This window comes from Ruegeria sp., assembly GCF_965199275.1.
Classification (GTDB): Bacteria; Pseudomonadota; Alphaproteobacteria; order Rhodobacterales; family Rhodobacteraceae; genus Ruegeria.
In genome coordinates this window covers 173,024-190,000 of sequence record NZ_CBDAQX010000022.1, presented here as the reverse complement: position 1 = coordinate 190,000, position 16,977 = coordinate 173,024, and the positions used below count along the sequence as shown (strand labels likewise).

The 16,977-nt window shown below is 55.8% G+C and carries 11 protein-coding genes, 1 tRNA gene, 2 rRNA genes and 1 pseudogene (1 of these 15 running past the window's edge); 8 read left to right on the top strand and 7 right to left on the bottom strand.

The window, feature by feature from the left end:
- The 4 genes from ACOERD_RS20650 to ACOERD_RS20635 form a co-directional block, all read left to right on the top strand.
- Positions 1–2,488, top strand: a 23S ribosomal RNA gene (locus ACOERD_RS20650); it begins 376 nt to the left of the window's first position.
- 180 nt (positions 2,489–2,668) lie between these two features.
- A 5S ribosomal RNA gene (gene rrf, locus ACOERD_RS20645) occupies positions 2,669–2,783 on the top strand.
- 49 nt (positions 2,784–2,832) lie between these two features.
- Positions 2,833–2,909, top strand: a tRNA-Met gene (locus ACOERD_RS20640).
- A gap of 374 nt (positions 2,910–3,283) precedes the next feature.
- Positions 3,284–5,326, top strand: coding sequence for an amidohydrolase (locus ACOERD_RS20635; protein ID WP_419740285.1), 2,043 nt, complete (start codon positions 3,284–3,286; stop codon positions 5,324–5,326).
- A gap of 107 nt (positions 5,327–5,433) precedes the next feature.
- On the opposite strand, the gene ACOERD_RS20630 is transcribed toward ACOERD_RS20635, so the two are convergent.
- Positions 5,434–5,646: a hypothetical protein gene (locus ACOERD_RS20630; protein WP_419740284.1), complete on the bottom strand. Its 213-nt coding sequence runs from the start codon at positions 5,644–5,646 to the stop codon at positions 5,434–5,436.
- A 163-nt stretch (positions 5,647–5,809) separates the two neighbouring features.
- Here ACOERD_RS20630 and istA point away from each other — a divergent pair, with 163 nt between their 5' ends.
- The gene (gene istA / locus ACOERD_RS20625; protein WP_419737605.1) at positions 5,810–7,318 is read left to right on the top strand and encodes an IS21 family transposase; all 1,509 of its coding nucleotides are present in this window, start codon (positions 5,810–5,812) and stop codon (positions 7,316–7,318) included.
- 171 nt (positions 7,319–7,489) lie between these two features.
- On the opposite strand, the gene ACOERD_RS20620 is transcribed toward istA, so the two are convergent.
- Complete coding sequence (locus ACOERD_RS20620) at positions 7,490–9,232, bottom strand: IS1634 family transposase (RefSeq protein ID WP_419737624.1); 1,743 nt, start codon at positions 9,230–9,232, stop codon at positions 7,490–7,492.
- Here ACOERD_RS20620 and ACOERD_RS20615 point away from each other — a divergent pair.
- A complete protein-coding gene (locus tag ACOERD_RS20615) occupies positions 9,225–10,082 on the top strand; it encodes a Mu transposase domain-containing protein (RefSeq protein WP_419740283.1) in 858 nt (285 codons plus the stop codon). The genes ACOERD_RS20620 and ACOERD_RS20615 overlap by 8 nt on opposite strands.
- On the top strand, positions 10,069–10,707 hold the full coding sequence (gene istB / locus ACOERD_RS20610; protein WP_419740282.1) for an IS21-like element helper ATPase IstB: 639 nt from the start codon (positions 10,069–10,071) through the stop codon (positions 10,705–10,707). The genes ACOERD_RS20615 and istB (ACOERD_RS20610) overlap by 14 nt, the downstream gene beginning before the upstream one ends.
- Before the next feature lie 85 nt (positions 10,708–10,792).
- On the opposite strand, the gene ACOERD_RS20605 is transcribed toward istB (ACOERD_RS20610), so the two are convergent.
- Both ACOERD_RS20605 and ACOERD_RS20600 read right to left on the bottom strand, forming a co-directional pair.
- Positions 10,793–11,986: an IS1634 family transposase gene (locus ACOERD_RS20605; protein ID WP_419740281.1), complete on the bottom strand. Its 1,194-nt coding sequence runs from the start codon at positions 11,984–11,986 to the stop codon at positions 10,793–10,795.
- Between the two features lie 80 nt (positions 11,987–12,066).
- Positions 12,067–13,809 carry an IS1634 family transposase gene (locus tag ACOERD_RS20600; RefSeq protein ID WP_419737624.1) on the bottom strand — a complete coding sequence of 581 codons (1,743 nt, stop codon included), beginning with the start codon at positions 13,807–13,809 and terminating at the stop codon, positions 12,067–12,069.
- Between the two features lie 117 nt (positions 13,810–13,926).
- On the opposite strand from ACOERD_RS20600, the pseudogene istB (ACOERD_RS20595) reads away from it, so the two are divergent.
- Positions 13,927–14,583 (top strand): annotated as a pseudogene (gene istB / locus ACOERD_RS20595) (IS21-like element helper ATPase IstB); the annotation flags it as partial.
- A 179-nt stretch (positions 14,584–14,762) separates the two neighbouring features.
- On the opposite strand, the gene ACOERD_RS20590 reads toward istB (ACOERD_RS20595), so the two are convergent.
- From ACOERD_RS20590 to ACOERD_RS20580, 3 genes are all read right to left on the bottom strand, one after another.
- Complete coding sequence (locus ACOERD_RS20590) at positions 14,763–15,293, bottom strand: hypothetical protein (RefSeq protein WP_419740280.1); 531 nt, start codon at positions 15,291–15,293, stop codon at positions 14,763–14,765.
- Positions 15,294–15,757: 464 nt separating this feature from the next.
- Entirely contained in the window at positions 15,758–16,240 is a 483-nt protein-coding gene (locus ACOERD_RS20585) for an ISAs1 family transposase (protein WP_419737837.1), read from the bottom strand.
- Complete coding sequence (locus ACOERD_RS20580) at positions 16,155–16,886, bottom strand: ISAs1 family transposase (RefSeq protein WP_419737836.1); 732 nt, start codon at positions 16,884–16,886, stop codon at positions 16,155–16,157. Before ACOERD_RS20580 ends, ACOERD_RS20585 begins: the two co-directional genes overlap by 86 nt.
- Between the last annotated feature and the right edge of the window lie 91 nt (positions 16,887–16,977).

The window sequence follows — 16,977 nt, the reverse complement described above, 5'->3', positions numbered from 1 at the left end:
GACAGCCCCGTATAGGAAGCTTTGATGGACGTATTAAGTAGGGCGGAACACGTGAAATTCTGTCTGAAGATCGGAGGACCACCTTCGAAGGCTAAGTACTCCTTGCTGACCGATAGCGAACCAGTACCGTGAGGGAAAGGTGAAAAGCACCCCGACGAGGGGAGTGAAACAGTACCTGAAACCGAACGCCTACAATCAGTCGGAGGATCCTCGAGATCTGACGGCGTACCTTTTGTATAATGGGTCATCGACTTGGTCTTACGAGCAAGCTTAAGCCGTTAGGTGTAGGCGTAGCGAAAGCGAGTCTTAATAGGGCGCATGAGTTCGTGGGATCAGACCCGAAACCGAGTGATCTAGGCATGGCCAGGTTGAAGGTAAGGTAACACTTACTGGAGGACCGAACCCACATCCGTTGAAAAGGATCGGGATGAGCTGTGCCTAGGGGTGAAAGGCCAATCAAACTCGGAGATAGCTGGTTCTCTGCGAAATCTATTTAGGTAGAGCGTCATCCGAATACCCCGGGGGGTAGAGCACTGGATGGGTAATGGGGCCCCACAGGCTTACTGATCCTAACCAAACTCCGAATACCCGGGAGTACTAGATGGCAGACACACTGCGGATGCTAACGTCCGTAGTGGAGAGGGAAACAACCCTGACCTACGACTAAGGCCCCCAATTCATGGCTAAGTGGGAAAGCAGGTGGGACGACCAAAACAACCAGGAGGTTGGCTTAGAAGCAGCCATCCTTTAAAGATAGCGTAACAGCTCACTGGTCTAAATAAGTTGTCCTGCGGCGAAGATGTAACGGGGCTCAAGCCATGAGCCGAAGTCTAGGGATGCGTAAGCATCGGTAGCAGAGCGTAGTGTGACATAGAACTCATCCGTATTTGCATCTGTGCTGTGTAAGCAGTTGGATGTAATGACGGATTGAGTTCTTTCGATGAAGCCGGGGCGTGAGCCATCCGGTGGAGAGATCACTAGTGAGAATGATGACATGAGTAGCGACAAAGAGTGTGAGAGACACTCTCGCCGAAAGTCCAAGGGTTCCTGCTTAAAGCTAATCTGAGCAGGGTAAGCCGGCCCCTAAGCCGAGGCCGAAAGGCGTAGGCGATGGGAACTAGGTTAATATTCCTAGGCCAGGAGGATGTGACGGATCACAGGTGTAGTTCAATCTTATCGGATTGATTGGGCTGCTGAGTGGTTCCTGGAAATAGCCCTCCATCAGACCGTACCCTAAACCGACACAGGTGGACTGGTAGAGCATACCAAGGCGCTTGAGAGAACGATGTTGAAGGAACTCGGCAAAATACCTCCGTAAGTTCGCGAGAAGGAGGCCCGGTTCCTAGGCAACTAGGGGCTGGGGGCACAAACCAGGGGGTGGCGACTGTTTATTAAAAACACAGGGCTCTGCGAAGTCGCAAGACGACGTATAGGGTCTGACGCCTGCCCGGTGCCTGAAGGTTAAAAGGAGAGGTGAGAGCCTTGAATTGAAGCCCAGGTAAACGGCGGCCGTAACTATAACGGTCCTAAGGTAGCGAAATTCCTTGTCGGGTAAGTTCCGACCTGCACGAATGGCGTAACGACTTCTCCGCTGTCTCCAACATCGACTCAGCGAAATTGAATTGCCTGTCAAGATGCAGGCTTCCCGCGGTTAGACGGAAAGACCCCGTGCACCTTTACTACAGCTTCGCACTGGCATCAGGATTGTGATGTGCAGGATAGGTGGTAGGCTTTGAAGCGGAAACGCAAGTATCCGTGGAGCCTCCCTTGAGATACCACCCTTCGCACTCTTGATGTCTAACCGCGGTCCGTTATCCGGATCCGGGACCCTGCGTGGCGGGTAGTTTGACTGGGGCGGTCGCCTCCTAAAGCGTAACGGAGGCGCGCGAAGGTTGGCTCAGAGCGGTCGGAAATCGCTCGTTGAGTGCAATGGCAGAAGCCAGCCTGACTGCGAGACTGACAAGTCGAGCAGAGTCGAAAGACGGCCATAGTGATCCGGTGGTCCCGAGTGGAAGGGCCATCGCTCAACGGATAAAAGGTACGCCGGGGATAACAGGCTGATACTGCCCAAGAGTCCATATCGACGGCAGTGTTTGGCACCTCGATGTCGGCTCATCTCATCCTGGGGCTGGAGCAGGTCCCAAGGGTACGGCTGTTCGCCGTTTAAAGAGGTACGTGAGCTGGGTTTAGAACGTCGTGAGACAGTTCGGTCCCTATCTGCCGTGGGTGTAGGAGACTTGAGAGGAGTTGCCCCTAGTACGAGAGGACCGGGGTGAACGATCCACTGGTGGACCAGTTGTCGTGCCAACGGCAGTGCTGGGTAGCTATGATCGGACAGGATAACCGCTGAAGGCATCTAAGCGGGAAGCCCCCCTCAAAACAAGGTCTCCCTGAGGGCCGTGGAAGACCACCACGTCAATAGGCCGGAGATGTAAGCGCAGTAATGCGTTCAGTTGACCGGTACTAATCGCCCGATAGGCTTGATTTGATCCAGTAACAGAAAGACAAATCAAAACCAGAAGCATACACCGACCTTGACTAAGGATAGCCTCGCAGCGCCAAGCCGCGATGTTGATTGAAAACACAACCGAGTGGCAACGCACATACGCTAACTGCCACCTCGTCGCTTTCTTGCACAGCAAGAAAGTCAACATGGGCTTTTCCTCGGTTTGGTGGTCATAGCGCAAGTGAAACACCCGGTCCCATCCCGAACCCGGAAGTTAAGCACTGCCGCGCCAATGGTACTTGGGCTTAAGCCCCGGGAGAGTAGGTCACCGCCAAACCTAGCAAAAGCCCACAGTCTCTCTAACGATGAAACAAATCTGACTCTGACGCGGGATGGAGCAGCCCGGTAGCTCGTCAGGCTCATAACCTGAAGGTCGCAGGTTCAAATCCTGCTCCCGCAACCAACTTTAGGGTCAGATAACAAAAGCTTACACGCCGCCTTGGGGCGGTGTTTCTATTTGTACCAATCCCTCTGGAAGCACTGTGGAAGCATCAGGTGCGAATTCACCCTGTGGTGAACGCGCAACAGAGGCTATTCGCACAAATCCCCTAAAAGTCGCGCTGAGCTCTGAGCAACCGTTGCCACGAGAACCGGATGCTGCAAGTGCATCCGGCAATTCAGAGCCCATAGCGGTCGGGTTCAGTCATCAAAACGGTGACCCATATTGTTTAGGAAACTTGGCGCTCAAACCAAGGCTGGCACTAATTTTCTTTTCCACCTGAGATCATCGCGATGCTAGGCTCAGATAAATTTCGCCTGACAGAGCATTGAAAAGCTATGACCAAACTGAATGTTACTCGCCGCACTGCAATGACTATCCTTGGCAGCGCGTCGATGATCGCGATTTCCAATGCCGCGTCTACTCAAGCGGCATCGTCATTGCAGGATTTTGGAAGCCAGCTCCAAACACTGCCCGAGGTCACTGTCTACTCAGCGCAGCGCGTAATCACCATGGAGGACAACGACCCGGCAATAAACACTGTTGCCGTGGTCGGAGACCGTATTCTGGCCGCCGGTTCGCGCGACGAACTCGTTGATCGCATCGGCTCGCAGCCCTTTCGGTTAGACGATCGGTTCTCCGAGAAAGTCATTATTGCTGGTTTGATCGATCAGCACGTGCATCCTTTCCTGGCCGGATTGACCCTGACCTCCGAGATCATATCGATCGAGGATTGGAACATTCCGACTGGCTTTTCGGAAGCGGCAAAGGACGGGGAGGACTATCGATCGCGGTTAGAAGCTGCCGAAGCGGCTATGGATGATCCTGACGCCTTGCTGCTCACATGGGGGTACCACCACTTCTTTCATGGGGAAATCAGGCGTACACAACTCGACGAGATAAGCAGAATCCGTCCAATCATTATTGTTCACCGGTCGGCGCACGAGCTAATCTTGAACACGCCCGCGTTGGAGATGCTGGGCGTCACACAAGAGTACGTCGATGGTTTTGATGGGCTCGCCCGCGAGCAGTCGGGTTTTGAAGACGGTTATTTCTACGAGGCAGGAATGTTCGCCGTTCTTCCCGCAGTCGCTCCAGTGCTTTCAACACCCGAGCGTTTGGGCGCCGGTCTTAGGCTAGCGCGAGAGTACATGCACCGTGCCGGTGTTACTGTTGCCGCTGAACCGGGAGGCGTATTGTCTCGACCTCTTCAAGAAGCAACGAACGCAGTCTTTTCCGGGCCAGACGCGCCGCTTAGGGCATACTTCATAGCCGACGGCAAATCACTGGCTGCGATGCACTTTCAAAGTGGTTCGATGATTGAGGAGACCGAAAAGCTGCTGGATTGGGGTGAAGGCAAGACGGCTTTCATGCCGAAACAGGTGAAACTCTTCGCCGATGGCGCTGTTTACAGTTTGGCCATGCAGGTGTCGGAGCCTTATGTGGGCGGCGATTTTCACGGCGAGTGGATCATGCAACCGGACGAGTTCAATCCCGTATTCGATGCATACTGGGATGCAGGTTACCAAATACACGTTCACCAGACCGGTGACCTTGCCGTGGACTTGATCTTGGACGCTGTTGAGCGAAACATGCGCCGGATGCCGCGAGCCGATCACCGCACGACATTGGTTCACTTTGGTTATGCGAGAGAAGATCAAGCAAAGCGGATCGCTGAGCTGGGCTGCATCGTCAGCGGAAATCCATATTACGTAACGGCGCTGTCAGATCGATATAGCGAGCTTGGACTTGGTCCAGAACGTGCAGATGACATCGTGCCCCTCGGCCCAATCAAGGCCAATGGAACCCCGATTTCTTTCCACTCAGACGTACCAATGGCTCCGGGTGAACCGCTGTTTCTCGTTTGGGCTGGCGTGAACCGGACGACAGTTTCTGGCCGTGTGGCTGGTCCCGAACACCGCTTATCTGTCGAAGATGCTCTGCGGGCTGTGACCATTGATGCGGCCCAATCTCTTCGGTTGGAGGATGAGATTGGCTCTATCGCTCCCGGCAAATTGGCGAACTTCACCATCCTTGAAGAAGACCCATTCGAGGTGGAGGCGGAAAAGATCAAAGACATCGGTATCTGGGGGACCGTGCTTGAGGGTGACATTTATCCAGTGTCAGACGACTTCGATCTTGATCGTGCATCATTGTCTCCACCACGGGATACGATAAATCCACCGACAAAACCGCTGTACGCGCTTGCTGATGTATCGGGCATCGCCCAGAAGGGCATGCTTGCAGGATGCTCGTGTTGCGCTTCACCAGTAGCTCAGTCGTGCACGACATCTGCTGCGGGACAAGTCTCGGCAGTTAGCTGTTGCGGCACCAACGCGTTGGGGTGGGCCGTCGTGTCCGAATGGGCCTCCAAAGTTTAGATTGGAGCCTGGCTGAGATTGCGTATTCAAATATCCGAAATGTCCGCATTGTTGCCATTTGAGATGATCTACTTAGCACTTGCAGCGAATGGCAGCTATGTGGTGTCTCAAGACAATCGATACTTCCCGCGCGACTTGGCAAGCCGTTCTTCGAGTGGGGTGGTATGCTCATTCACTATACGCACTAACGCTTCGATGTGATGTTCTAAGAAGTTATTGAACTCATCTGCAGTCACATCAGAAATCGCCGCCCGCGTGACAAATAACCCAGCTAGTTGAGAATCTAACTCCCGCATCTTGGCAGCGCGATTGGTTTCCATCACATCGCTTGGCAGAACCCCCGCACAATTCTGAAAAAGGTCATTGCTGTAGAAAAGCGTGCAATTTTGACCCCCTAAGCGGGGAAATCGGCGTCCAAATTTGACCCCTCCCTATGGTTGTAGACATCCTTTTCATTGAGCAGTCGATGGAGAGGCAAGCGGGATGATTTGCGTGGAAACTATTAGAAAAGTGCGTCGCTTACACCTGATCGAAAAAAAGAGCATCAAGGAAATTTGCCGTTCGCTCAATTTGAGCCGTGCAACGGTTCGAAAGATAATCCGATCGGGAGTGACGGAGTTCAAATATGAGCGCAAATCGCAGCCATACCCGGTGCTCGGGCCTTGGCGCGCGCGTCTGGATGAAACGCTTGAGGAGAACGAGGCGCTTCCGAAGAAACACCGCAAGCGGATGACCAAAATCTGGAAGGAACTCTCCGATGATGGTTTTGGCGGCGGGTATGACAGTGTTCGACGCTACACAAAGAATTGGCGCATTGCGCACGGCCGACAACAGGCGCAGGCGTTCATCCCGCTGATCTTTGATCCTGGGGAGGCGTACCAGTTCGACTGGAGTGTGGAGACGGTTTTGATGGACGGTGCACTCACGACCGTGAAGGTTGCCCATTTCAAACTTTGCCATAGCCGCATGCCATTCTCCATTGCCTATCCGCGCGAGACGCAGGAGATGGTCTTTGATGCCCACGACGAGGCCTTCAAATTCTTTGGTGGAGGCTGCATCAACGGGATCTACGATAACATGACGACCGCCGTCGATGCGATCCTGTCGGGCAAGGAAAGAAAGTTCAACAAGGCATTCTCCCGGATGTGTTCTCATCATCTGGTGAACCCGATCGCCTGTACGCGCGCGGCCGGTTGGGAGAAGGGTCAGGTTGAGAATCTGGTCAAGGAGAGCCGCGCCTATAGTTTTACACCGCGTCTGGAGGTGGCCGACTTCGATGAATTGAATGCCCGGCTGCAAAAAGACGCGATCAAACGCGCAAAAGAACTGCGGCATCCGGAAAACCTGGAGGTGACGGTCTGGGAGGAGTTCCAGCAGGAAAAGCCGCTGCTGACGCATCTGCAGAAGCCCTTCGTCGGGTTCCGTGAAAAGACGGTCGCCGTGAGCCGAACCTGCCTGATCAACTTCGAAAGAAACAAATACAGCGTTGAGGCAAGAGCTGTTGGACGTCAGGTCCAGTTGCAGGTCTACGCCACGCGGATTGTCCTGCGCCAAGACGGTGAGATTGTCGGAGAGCACGAACGGTGCTTCGGCCGAGGAAAAACGATCTTCAACCCTTGGCACTATGTGCCCGTCCTCAAGCGCAAGCCTGGCGCTCTGCGCAATGGAGCACCGTTCCGTGACTGGGACCTACCACCGGCAATGACGCAGATCTGGACCCATCTGCGGGGCACATCCGACGGAGACCGGCAACTTGCCGATATTCTTTTCGCTGCTTACCAGCACGACATTGATGTGGTCGAGGCTGCCTGCGAAGAAGCTCTAAAATCTGGCCTGCGCAAGGCCGATGCGATCCTGAACATTGTCTCTCGGCGCACCAATCCCCCGCCGCCAAAGGCGATTGAGCCGCCTGCCCACCTGCAGCTGAAAATGGCACCGATCGCGGATTGCGCTCGCTATGACAGGCTTGGAGGCTCCCATGCAACTGCGTAAGGAAATTCTCGAACTTGCCCGTCAACTGAAGTTGCCAGGCATCGTCAACTGCTTTGACGCCTGACTTCCGACATTTTTTCGTATAAGTCATTGATATTATTATGCCTTGGTTGCCAAAAGGCACTACACGGACTTTTTTCGCCAGCGATTGTTTCGGAGTGTTGAGGGAGCTCAGGCTTTGGTCTGGCCAGTTTTTCGGGTGCGCCCGGGGGGTATCTTGAAAGGGGCTTCGTTCCAGGTCAGGCCGACGCAGGTGAGGATGCGTCTGGCATCGACCGTGGCATGGCTTGGCATGCCGTAGCGGTCAGGGGTGCCTTTGTGGCGCAGGATCGAGAGCTGCAATGCGTTCAACTCGTTGCGGATACGAGCCGGGCTCATCGGGTGTCCGAGCAGGTCCAGATGCTTGCGCAGGTGCTGCAGGCAGCAGAAGGCCATGTAGCAGATGGCGATATGGGCCCGGACCCGACGCGGCGACCAGTGATAGATGGGCCGGATTTTCAGATCGTGCTTGTTGGTGCGGAAGCAGGCTTCGATCTCCCACAACTGGTGATAGCGGGCAATGACGTCCTGTGCCTCCAGTTCGTCCGCACCATGAACAACAATGGCATGCAGCCCGTCCCATTGTGCCGCTGCCTTGATCTTTGCATCATCCAGCGTGACGTCCCCGCTGTCGGGGAAGGCCAGGAAGCGGCCATATCCCCGGCTGCTGAAGCTGCCGGGTTTGCGAGAGCGCTTGAGCTTCTTGTGCAGCTTTTCGATTGCCTTGTCGCGCTTGTGGGCATCATTGCGTGCCCGGGTGGGTGACCAGGTCACAATGACCCGCGCTCCCTCCTGGTCGATCACCTTGTACCAGCCCTTCTCGGTTGCCTCTTCAGAACCGTGTCCAGCCCAAGGCTGGCGTCCCTCCGGGCTCAAAATGTTCGCCTTCACGGCGGCCGGGGCGGACTTCATGCGATAGCCGAGGATGTAGGGCAGACCCTTGTTCTGCAACATCTGCTGGTTGTCCTTGCTGAGCATGGCGGCATCGGCCACGAACGTGACCCTGGCCACGTCGAAGCGTCCCTCCAACGCCTTCAGCGCAGCTTCCAGCGTATGACCTTCCCAGGTGTTTCCCGGGAAGAGTTCATAGCCCACAGGCAGCCCATCGGAGGTGACGATCAGCGCCAGCATGACCTGAGCGCGGTGATGCTTGCCATCCTTGCTGAAGCCCTTGGCCAGAAGATGATCCTGCTCGACCCCGTCCGCATCCTCGGCCGGGTCCTCGCGCTCGGTGTCAAAGGCCAGGGTCGTGCAATCGTAGAACAGCACGGTCACTGGCCCGCCCAGCAACTTCTCTGCCGCCGCGTGAGAGGTTTTGCAAATCCCGTCTATCACCGGCGTATTGATGTAATCCATGCTCCGATAGACCACGTCCAGATTGAGCGTGATGCCTGCCTGGTTCTCCAACGCCTCCACGGTCGCGCGCTTGCTCTCGGGCTGTGCGATCCGCGCCATAACCAGCTCTTTCACAATGCGATTGGCACTTTTACGCGCCGCCCCCAGAAGGGCCCCCCAACCCAGTTGGTCATACATCGTCCCCATGACATCCCGCAGACCCAGAGAGACCCGCGCCTCCTCACGGCACTCGGCAAGATCAACGCCAAGCTTGTCCGGCCGCGGAGCGCGGCGCACCAGCGCCTGCAGATCGGCATATTCCGTGGGCGTGAACAGTTCCATTTGCGGCGAGCGATCAATGCGTAATTGCTCCATCAAGCGGCCCGCCAGACGCTTGATATCCTCAATCTCGCTGTCGTTATGGGCCACACCCACATGGCGCAGGATCTTCTGGCGTACCTTGGAGCCGGTGCGGACGGATTCAACGATCTGGATCCGTGTGCGGTTGAGCTTTGCGTCATGTTTGGTGCGGATGAACATGGGCGAAGAGGTTAGCCATCTGAAGGCCCATGTCAATACTTTTTATATTAATGGGGCACTACAACGCGCCTCTGAGCAACCACACCTGAAAACAAACCAAAAACCCAGTCAGATCAACAAAAAGGTCGGAAGTCAGGAATTGAATGCCCGGCTGCAAAAAGACGCGATCAAACGCGCAAAAGAACTGCGGCATCCGGAAAACCTGGAGGTGACGGTCTGGGAGGAGTTCCAGCAGGAAAAGCCGCTGCTGACGCATCTGCAGAAGCCCTTCGTCGGGTTCCGTGAAAAGACGGTCGCCGTGAGCCGAACCTGCCTGATCAACTTCGAAAGAAACAAATACAGCGTTGAGGCAAGAGCTGTTGGACGTCAGGTCCAGTTGCAGGTCTACGCCACGCGGATTGTCCTGCGCCAAGACGGTGAGATTGTCGGAGAGCACGAACGGTGCTTCGGCCGAGGAAAAACGATCTTCAACCCTTGGCACTATGTGCCCGTCCTCAAGCGCAAGCCTGGCGCTCTGCGCAATGGAGCACCGTTCCGTGACTGGGACCTACCACCGGCAATGACGCAGATCTGGACCCATCTGCGGGGCACATCCGACGGAGACCGGCAACTTGCCGATATTCTTTTCGCTGCTTACCAGCACGACATTGATGTGGTCGAGGCTGCCTGCGAAGAAGCTCTAAAATCTGGCCTGCGCAAGGCCGATGCGATCCTGAACATTGTCTCTCGGCGCACCAATCCCCCGCCGCCAAAGGCGATTGAGCCGCCTGCCCACCTGCAGCTGAAAATGGCACCGATCGCGGATTGCGCTCGCTATGACAGGCTTGGAGGCTCCCATGCAACTGCGTAAGGAAATTCTCGAACTTGCCCGTCAACTGAAGTTGCCAGGCATCGTCAACTGCTTTGACGAAGTGATGCAGGCCGCAGCCAAAAACAACTGGCGGCCCCAACAGGTCGTGGCCGAACTCCTCACGGCCGAACTGGCCGAAAAGACTGCGCGCTCGATCCGGTATCAGATGGGTGCCGCAAAGTTCCCGGTCTGCAAGTCCTTACCTGAGTTCGACTTCACGGTCAGCCCCGTCAACGAGGAAGTCGTGCGCAATCTTCATGACGGCGATTTTATGGACCAGGCCAGGAATGGCGTGCTGGTCGGTGGAACCGGATCGGGCAAAACGCATCTCGCAACAGCGATCGGGGGCCACGCGGTCAATAACCGCCGGCGGGTCAGGTTCTTCAGCGCTGTGGATCTCGCGAACAAGCTGGAGGCTGAACATCGCGAAGGCAACGCCGGGCGGCTCAGCGAGCAGCTGATCCGCGTCGACCTCGTGATTATAGACGAACTCGGTTATCTGCCGTTCGCAGAGTCTGGTGGACGATTACTCTTCCATCTCATCAGCAAACTGTACGAGCGAACGTCTATTCTGCTAACAACCAACCTCGCATTTGCTCCTGACTTCCGACATTTTTTCGTATAAGTCATTGATATTATTATGCCTTGGTTGCCAAAAGGCACTACACGGACTTTTTTCGCCAGCGATTGTTTCGGAGTGTTGAGGGAGCTCAGGCTTTGGTCTGGCCAGTTTTTCGGGTGCGCCCGGGGGGTATCTTGAAAGGGGCTTCGTTCCAGGTCAGGCCGACGCAGGTGAGGATGCGTCTGGCATCGACCGTGGCATGGCTTGGCATGCCGTAGCGGTCAGGGGTGCCTTTGTGGCGCAGGATCGAGAGCTGCAATGCGTTCAACTCGTTGCGGATACGAGCCGGGCTCATCGGGTGTCCGAGCAGGTCCAGATGCTTGCGCAGGTGCTGCAGGCAGCAGAAGGCCATGTAGCAGATGGCGATATGGGCCCGGACCCGACGCGGCGACCAGTGATAGATGGGCCGGATTTTCAGATCGTGCTTGTTGGTGCGGAAGCAGGCTTCGATCTCCCACAACTGGTGATAGCGGGCAATGACGTCCTGTGCCTCCAGTTCGTCCGCACCATGAACAACAATGGCATGCAGCCCGTCCCATTGTGCCGCTGCCTTGATCTTTGCATCATCCAGCGTGACGTCCCCGCTGTCGGGGAAGGCCAGGAAGCGGCCATATCCCCGGCTGCTGAAGCTGCCGGGTTTGCGAGAGCGCTTGAGCTTCTTGTGCAGCTTTTCGATTGCCTTGTCGCGCTTGTGGGCATCATTGCGTGCCCGGGTGGGTGACCAGGTCACAATGACCCGCGCTCCCTCCTGGTCGATCACCTTGTACCAGCCCTTCTCGGTTGCCTCTTCAGAACCGTGTCCAGCCCAAGGCTGGCGTCCCTCCGGGCTCAAAATGTTCGCCTTCACGGCGGCCGGGGCGGACTTCATGCGATAGCCGAGGATGTAGGGCAGACCCTTGTTCTGCAACATCTGCTGGTTGTCCTTGCTGAGCATGGCGGCATCGGCCACGAACGTGACCCTGGCCACGTCGAAGCGTCCCTCCAACGCCTTCAGCGCAGCTTCCAGCGTATGACCTTCCCAGGTGTTTCCCGGGAAGAGTTCATAGCCCACAGGCAGCCCATCGGAGGTGACGATCAGCGCCAGCATGACCTGAGCGCGGTGATGCTTGCCATCCTTGCTGAAGCCCTTGGCCAGAAGATGATCCTGCTCGACCCCGTCCGCATCCTCGGCCGGGTCCTCGCGCTCGGTGTCAAAGGCCAGGGTCGTGCAATCGTAGAACAGCACGGTCACTGGCCCGCCCAGCAACTTCTCCTGACTTCCGACATTTTTCGTATAAGTCATTGATATTATTATGCCTTGGTTGCCAAAAGGCACTACACGGACTTTTTTCGCCAGCGATTGTTTCGGAGTGTTGAGGGAGCTCAGGCTTTGGTCTGGCCAGTTTTTCGGGTGCGCCCGGGGGGTATCTTGAAAGGGGCTTCGTTCCAGGTCAGGCCGACGCAGGTGAGGATGCGTCTGGCATCGACCGTGGCATGGCTTGGCATGCCGTAGCGGTCAGGGGTGCCTTTGTGGCGCAGGATCGAGAGCTGCAATGCGTTCAACTCGTTGCGGATACGAGCCGGGCTCATCGGGTGTCCGAGCAGGTCCAGATGCTTGCGCAGGTGCTGCAGGCAGCAGAAGGCCATGTAGCAGATGGCGATATGGGCCCGGACCCGACGCGGCGACCAGTGATAGATGGGCCGGATTTTCAGATCGTGCTTGTTGGTGCGGAAGCAGGCTTCGATCTCCCACAACTGGTGATAGCGGGCAATGACGTCCTGTGCCTCCAGTTCGTCCGCACCATGAACAACAATGGCATGCAGCCCGTCCCATTGTGCCGCTGCCTTGATCTTTGCATCATCCAGCGTGACGTCCCCGCTGTCGGGGAAGGCCAGGAAGCGGCCATATCCCCGGCTGCTGAAGCTGCCGGGTTTGCGAGAGCGCTTGAGCTTCTTGTGCAGCTTTTCGATTGCCTTGTCGCGCTTGTGGGCATCATTGCGTGCCCGGGTGGGTGACCAGGTCACAATGACCCGCGCTCCCTCCTGGTCGATCACCTTGTACCAGCCCTTCTCGGTTGCCTCTTCAGAACCGTGTCCAGCCCAAGGCTGGCGTCCCTCCGGGCTCAAAATGTTCGCCTTCACGGCGGCCGGGGCGGACTTCATGCGATAGCCGAGGATGTAGGGCAGACCCTTGTTCTGCAACATCTGCTGGTTGTCCTTGCTGAGCATGGCGGCATCGGCCACGAACGTGACCCTGGCCACGTCGAAGCGTCCCTCCAACGCCTTCAGCGCAGCTTCCAGCGTATGACCTTCCCAGGTGTTTCCCGGGAAGAGTTCATAGCCCACAGGCAGCCCATCGGAGGTGACGATCAGCGCCAGCATGACCTGAGCGCGGTGATGCTTGCCATCCTTGCTGAAGCCCTTGGCCAGAAGATGATCCTGCTCGACCCCGTCCGCATCCTCGGCCGGGTCCTCGCGCTCGGTGTCAAAGGCCAGGGTCGTGCAATCGTAGAACAGCACGGTCACTGGCCCGCCCAGCAACTTCTCTGCCGCCGCGTGAGAGGTTTTGCAAATCCCGTCTATCACCGGCGTATTGATGTAATCCATGCTCCGATAGACCACGTCCAGATTGAGCGTGATGCCTGCCTGGTTCTCCAACGCCTCCACGGTCGCGCGCTTGCTCTCGGGCTGTGCGATCCGCGCCATAACCAGCTCTTTCACAATGCGATTGGCACTTTTACGCGCCGCCCCCAGAAGGGCCCCCCAACCCAGTTGGTCATACATCGTCCCCATGACATCCCGCAGACCCAGAGAGACCCGCGCCTCCTCACGGCACTCGGCAAGATCAACGCCAAGCTTGTCCGGCCGCGGAGCGCGGCGCACCAGCGCCTGCAGATCGGCATATTCCGTGGGCGTGAACAGTTCCATTTGCGGCGAGCGATCAATGCGTAATTGCTCCATCAAGCGGCCCGCCAGACGCTTGATATCCTCAATCTCGCTGTCGTTATGGGCCACACCCACATGGCGCAGGATCTTCTGGCGTACCTTGGAGCCGGTGCGGACGGATTCAACGATCTGGATCCGTGTGCGGTTGAGCTTTGCGTCATGTTTGGTGCGGATGAACATGGGCGAAGAGGTTAGCCATCTGAAGGCCCATGTCAATACTTTTTATAATAATGGGGCACTACAACGCGCCTCTGAGCAACCACACCTGAAAACAAACCAAAAACCCAGTCAGATCAACAAAAAGGTCGGAAGTCAGGAAACAACTGGCGGCCCCAACAGGTCGTGGCCGAACTCCTCACGGCCGAACTGGCCGAAAAGACTGCGCGCTCGATCCGGTATCAGATGGGTGCCGCAAAGTTCCCGGTCTGCAAGTCCTTACCTGAGTTCGACTTCACGGTCAGCCCCGTCAACGAGGAAGTCGTGCGCAATCTTCATGACGGCGATTTTATGGACCAGGCCAGGAATGGCGTGCTGGTCGGTGGAACCGGATCGGGCAAAACGCATCTCGCAACAGCGATCGGGGGCCACGCGGTCAATAACCGCCGGCGGGTCAGGTTCTTCAGCGCTGTGGATCTCGCGAACAAGCTGGAGGCTGAACATCGCGAAGGCAACGCCGGGCGGCTCAGCGAGCAGCTGATCCGCGTCGACCTCGTGATTATAGACGAACTCGGTTATCTGCCGTTCGCAGAGTCTGGTGGACGATTACTCTTCCATCTCATCAGCAAACTGTACGAGCGAACGTCTATTCTGCTAACAACCAACCTCGCATTTGCTGAATGGCCGAGTGTGTTCACAGATGCCAAAATGACCACTGCTCTCCTGGATCGACTGACACACCATTGCGATATCATCGAAACCGGGAACGAAAGCTGGCGAATTAACCACCGCGACTAACCTCGAAATCGGGGAATAAATTCAAAACAGACAGCAGGTCAAACCTTCAGTCGAGCTACGCTCTCTTTTCGGTTTGACCTGCTGTCCACCCCCTCCTGAATCAACCTAAACACGACCCCCTCAACGCCCCTCTTAGCTCCAAGGGGGGTCAAATTTGGACGCCGATGGGGGGTCATTATTCAATGCCGATTGACAATATTGATGAGCCAGAGTCGCAAACCATAGTCGGGTATTTTCTTTGACGCGCGTTTCGAAAGGTTCGCCTGTCCGTTTTTCGCGGCAATCTCTAAACCGCCAAGGATAGCCTTCAATGTAGGGATATCAATCGTGATACCCTTCAGATCTTCTGTCAGCCCGGCTAGCGACACACAGAGCGACTGGTGTTCTGGTGCTACCTTTCTCTTGGTTATCATCCTAGCTTCGTCCGCATGAATACCTTTTTCCAAAGCAAAATGAGCGTCCCACCCCATTTGTTCTAAAGAATTTGCTAACCGTGCAGCCAGACTACGCACTCGGACAAGATCAGCAGATATAACCTTGTAAGGTGAAAGATTTTGAAACCTATTATTTTCCCATCTGTATAGAACGGCGAATTCCTCTAGGTCTCTTCGAAATTTATCCATGTCAGTTGGTGCGAGGTCGCCAAATTTGCACAGCTGCTCAAAGTCTTCTTCAGAGTAGGTGTCTTTGTAGTGGTGTGAAGGAACCATAATCTTGCGCCTTATTTTAGGTGGTTGAGTAGGCCGATTTTGGTCTGGCTTTCGCGGTTTGCCCTCAGAGATGCAATAGTATGTTGCCAACTACATGGCCTAACGCTCGTACCATTAATATTCGGAGTAGGGTACGGGCTGGCTGAGACTGGCTTGGGCCGCGCTGGGAGGGATGGCTTGCATTGGGTTCAATATGCTATGTTCGACCGAGGTCGTTCTGCGTAAATTATAAGATTGTCAGATTTCGAATAAATCGACTTTTGGATCTCCACCTTTACTGGTGCGGCATTTCTACGTACCCATTTTTCTTCTAGTTACTGAAATCGAAGAGAATCTAGCTGGAGCTTCAACATATTCTCGCCTGTATCAAGAATGTCGTTGCGAGCTTGGTATTCGGGAATGCCTTCCGGATTTTGTCTCTATTGTGTTATGTAAGGTCTCGAACTATGAGATAGCAGGGCGATTCAGAGAAAGGTGTTTTTGGGTTGATCTGTGACGATTCTGATAGCCCTTGCGCGGTTGTCCTGCATCATTTCGATAGCCTTTGTTGGTGATTTCGATATGCGCTTGAGCAAGGTTCTGGTCGCGCTGACAAGGGTAAAGATATTGCGTGGCGCGTTGTCAGATCGGTTGGTGTAGCGATCCTCTCCCAGAGTGACATCCTTGTCGCGGTGCATGGTCTCGATGCGCCAATGGTTACGGTTCAGGCGCAGGATGTCTTTGGGTTTGGGCCGCGTCAGGCTGGTGATGAGATACACTGTCTCGGCCTGTGTTCTGGTAATCTGCCCGGCGCGGATATGCTCGCGGGTTCGGCTGATGCAGGCGATACTGCGGATCGTTGGCCACTGCTTGCGCATGTGCTCACTCAATGCCTCGACGGGAAGGATCTCGATGCGGCGCTGGTCGATTCTGCCGTGCCCCGATTGCGGCGTCTCCCGCCATTCCAACAGGGGGAAAAACCGGCGTCTTGAACGCCGTTTCGATTTCTCCCCGCAGGTCTTTCTGATTGTTCTTTACAGGGAACACGTAATCGCCACCCCTTTCCACAACTTTGGAAGTGACTGTTTTTTGGCAGAAAATGGCATCCCCGGTGACGATCTGTCCCGCAAGGTCAATCTGGTTCAGCAGCCGCAGGGCATCAGGTATTTCCATGCCCTTGCCGCGCGATGATGTGTGTCCGACGGATTGTTCAAGCGTCGCGCAGAACCCCGACAACACATGTTCCGCCTTGCCTGCCGCGTCCTTGCTGCCACGTAGAGTTTTGCCATCAATAGCGATCTGATGGTGATCTTCATCATCTTGTGCTGGTGCCGTAAGCCGCCCAAAGGCCTGCGCCAGGGTGGCCGGGTCGAGAATACGTAGCGTTTCCGTTAGCGTTGCATGGCAGGGTGACGCGCGCCCGCGACGGAACCCCAAGCGCATGAGTTGACGCGGCGTGAGCGTACGACCAAGGCGGAACGCCGCCATCATACCCTTGCGCCCACTGAGCATGGAGAGAAGCATCAACCCGACCAGCGCTTCAAGTGGGTGTTGACGGCCCTTTTTGCCGCGCGGGTCGGGAATTTGACGCAATACTGAACGAACCGATACCATCGCTGAAACCTCCTGTACCTGACATCCATAGAATGGATTCACTCAATCAAATGATTTGCAAGCGCTTTTTGACGTCTGGTAAATAGCCCTG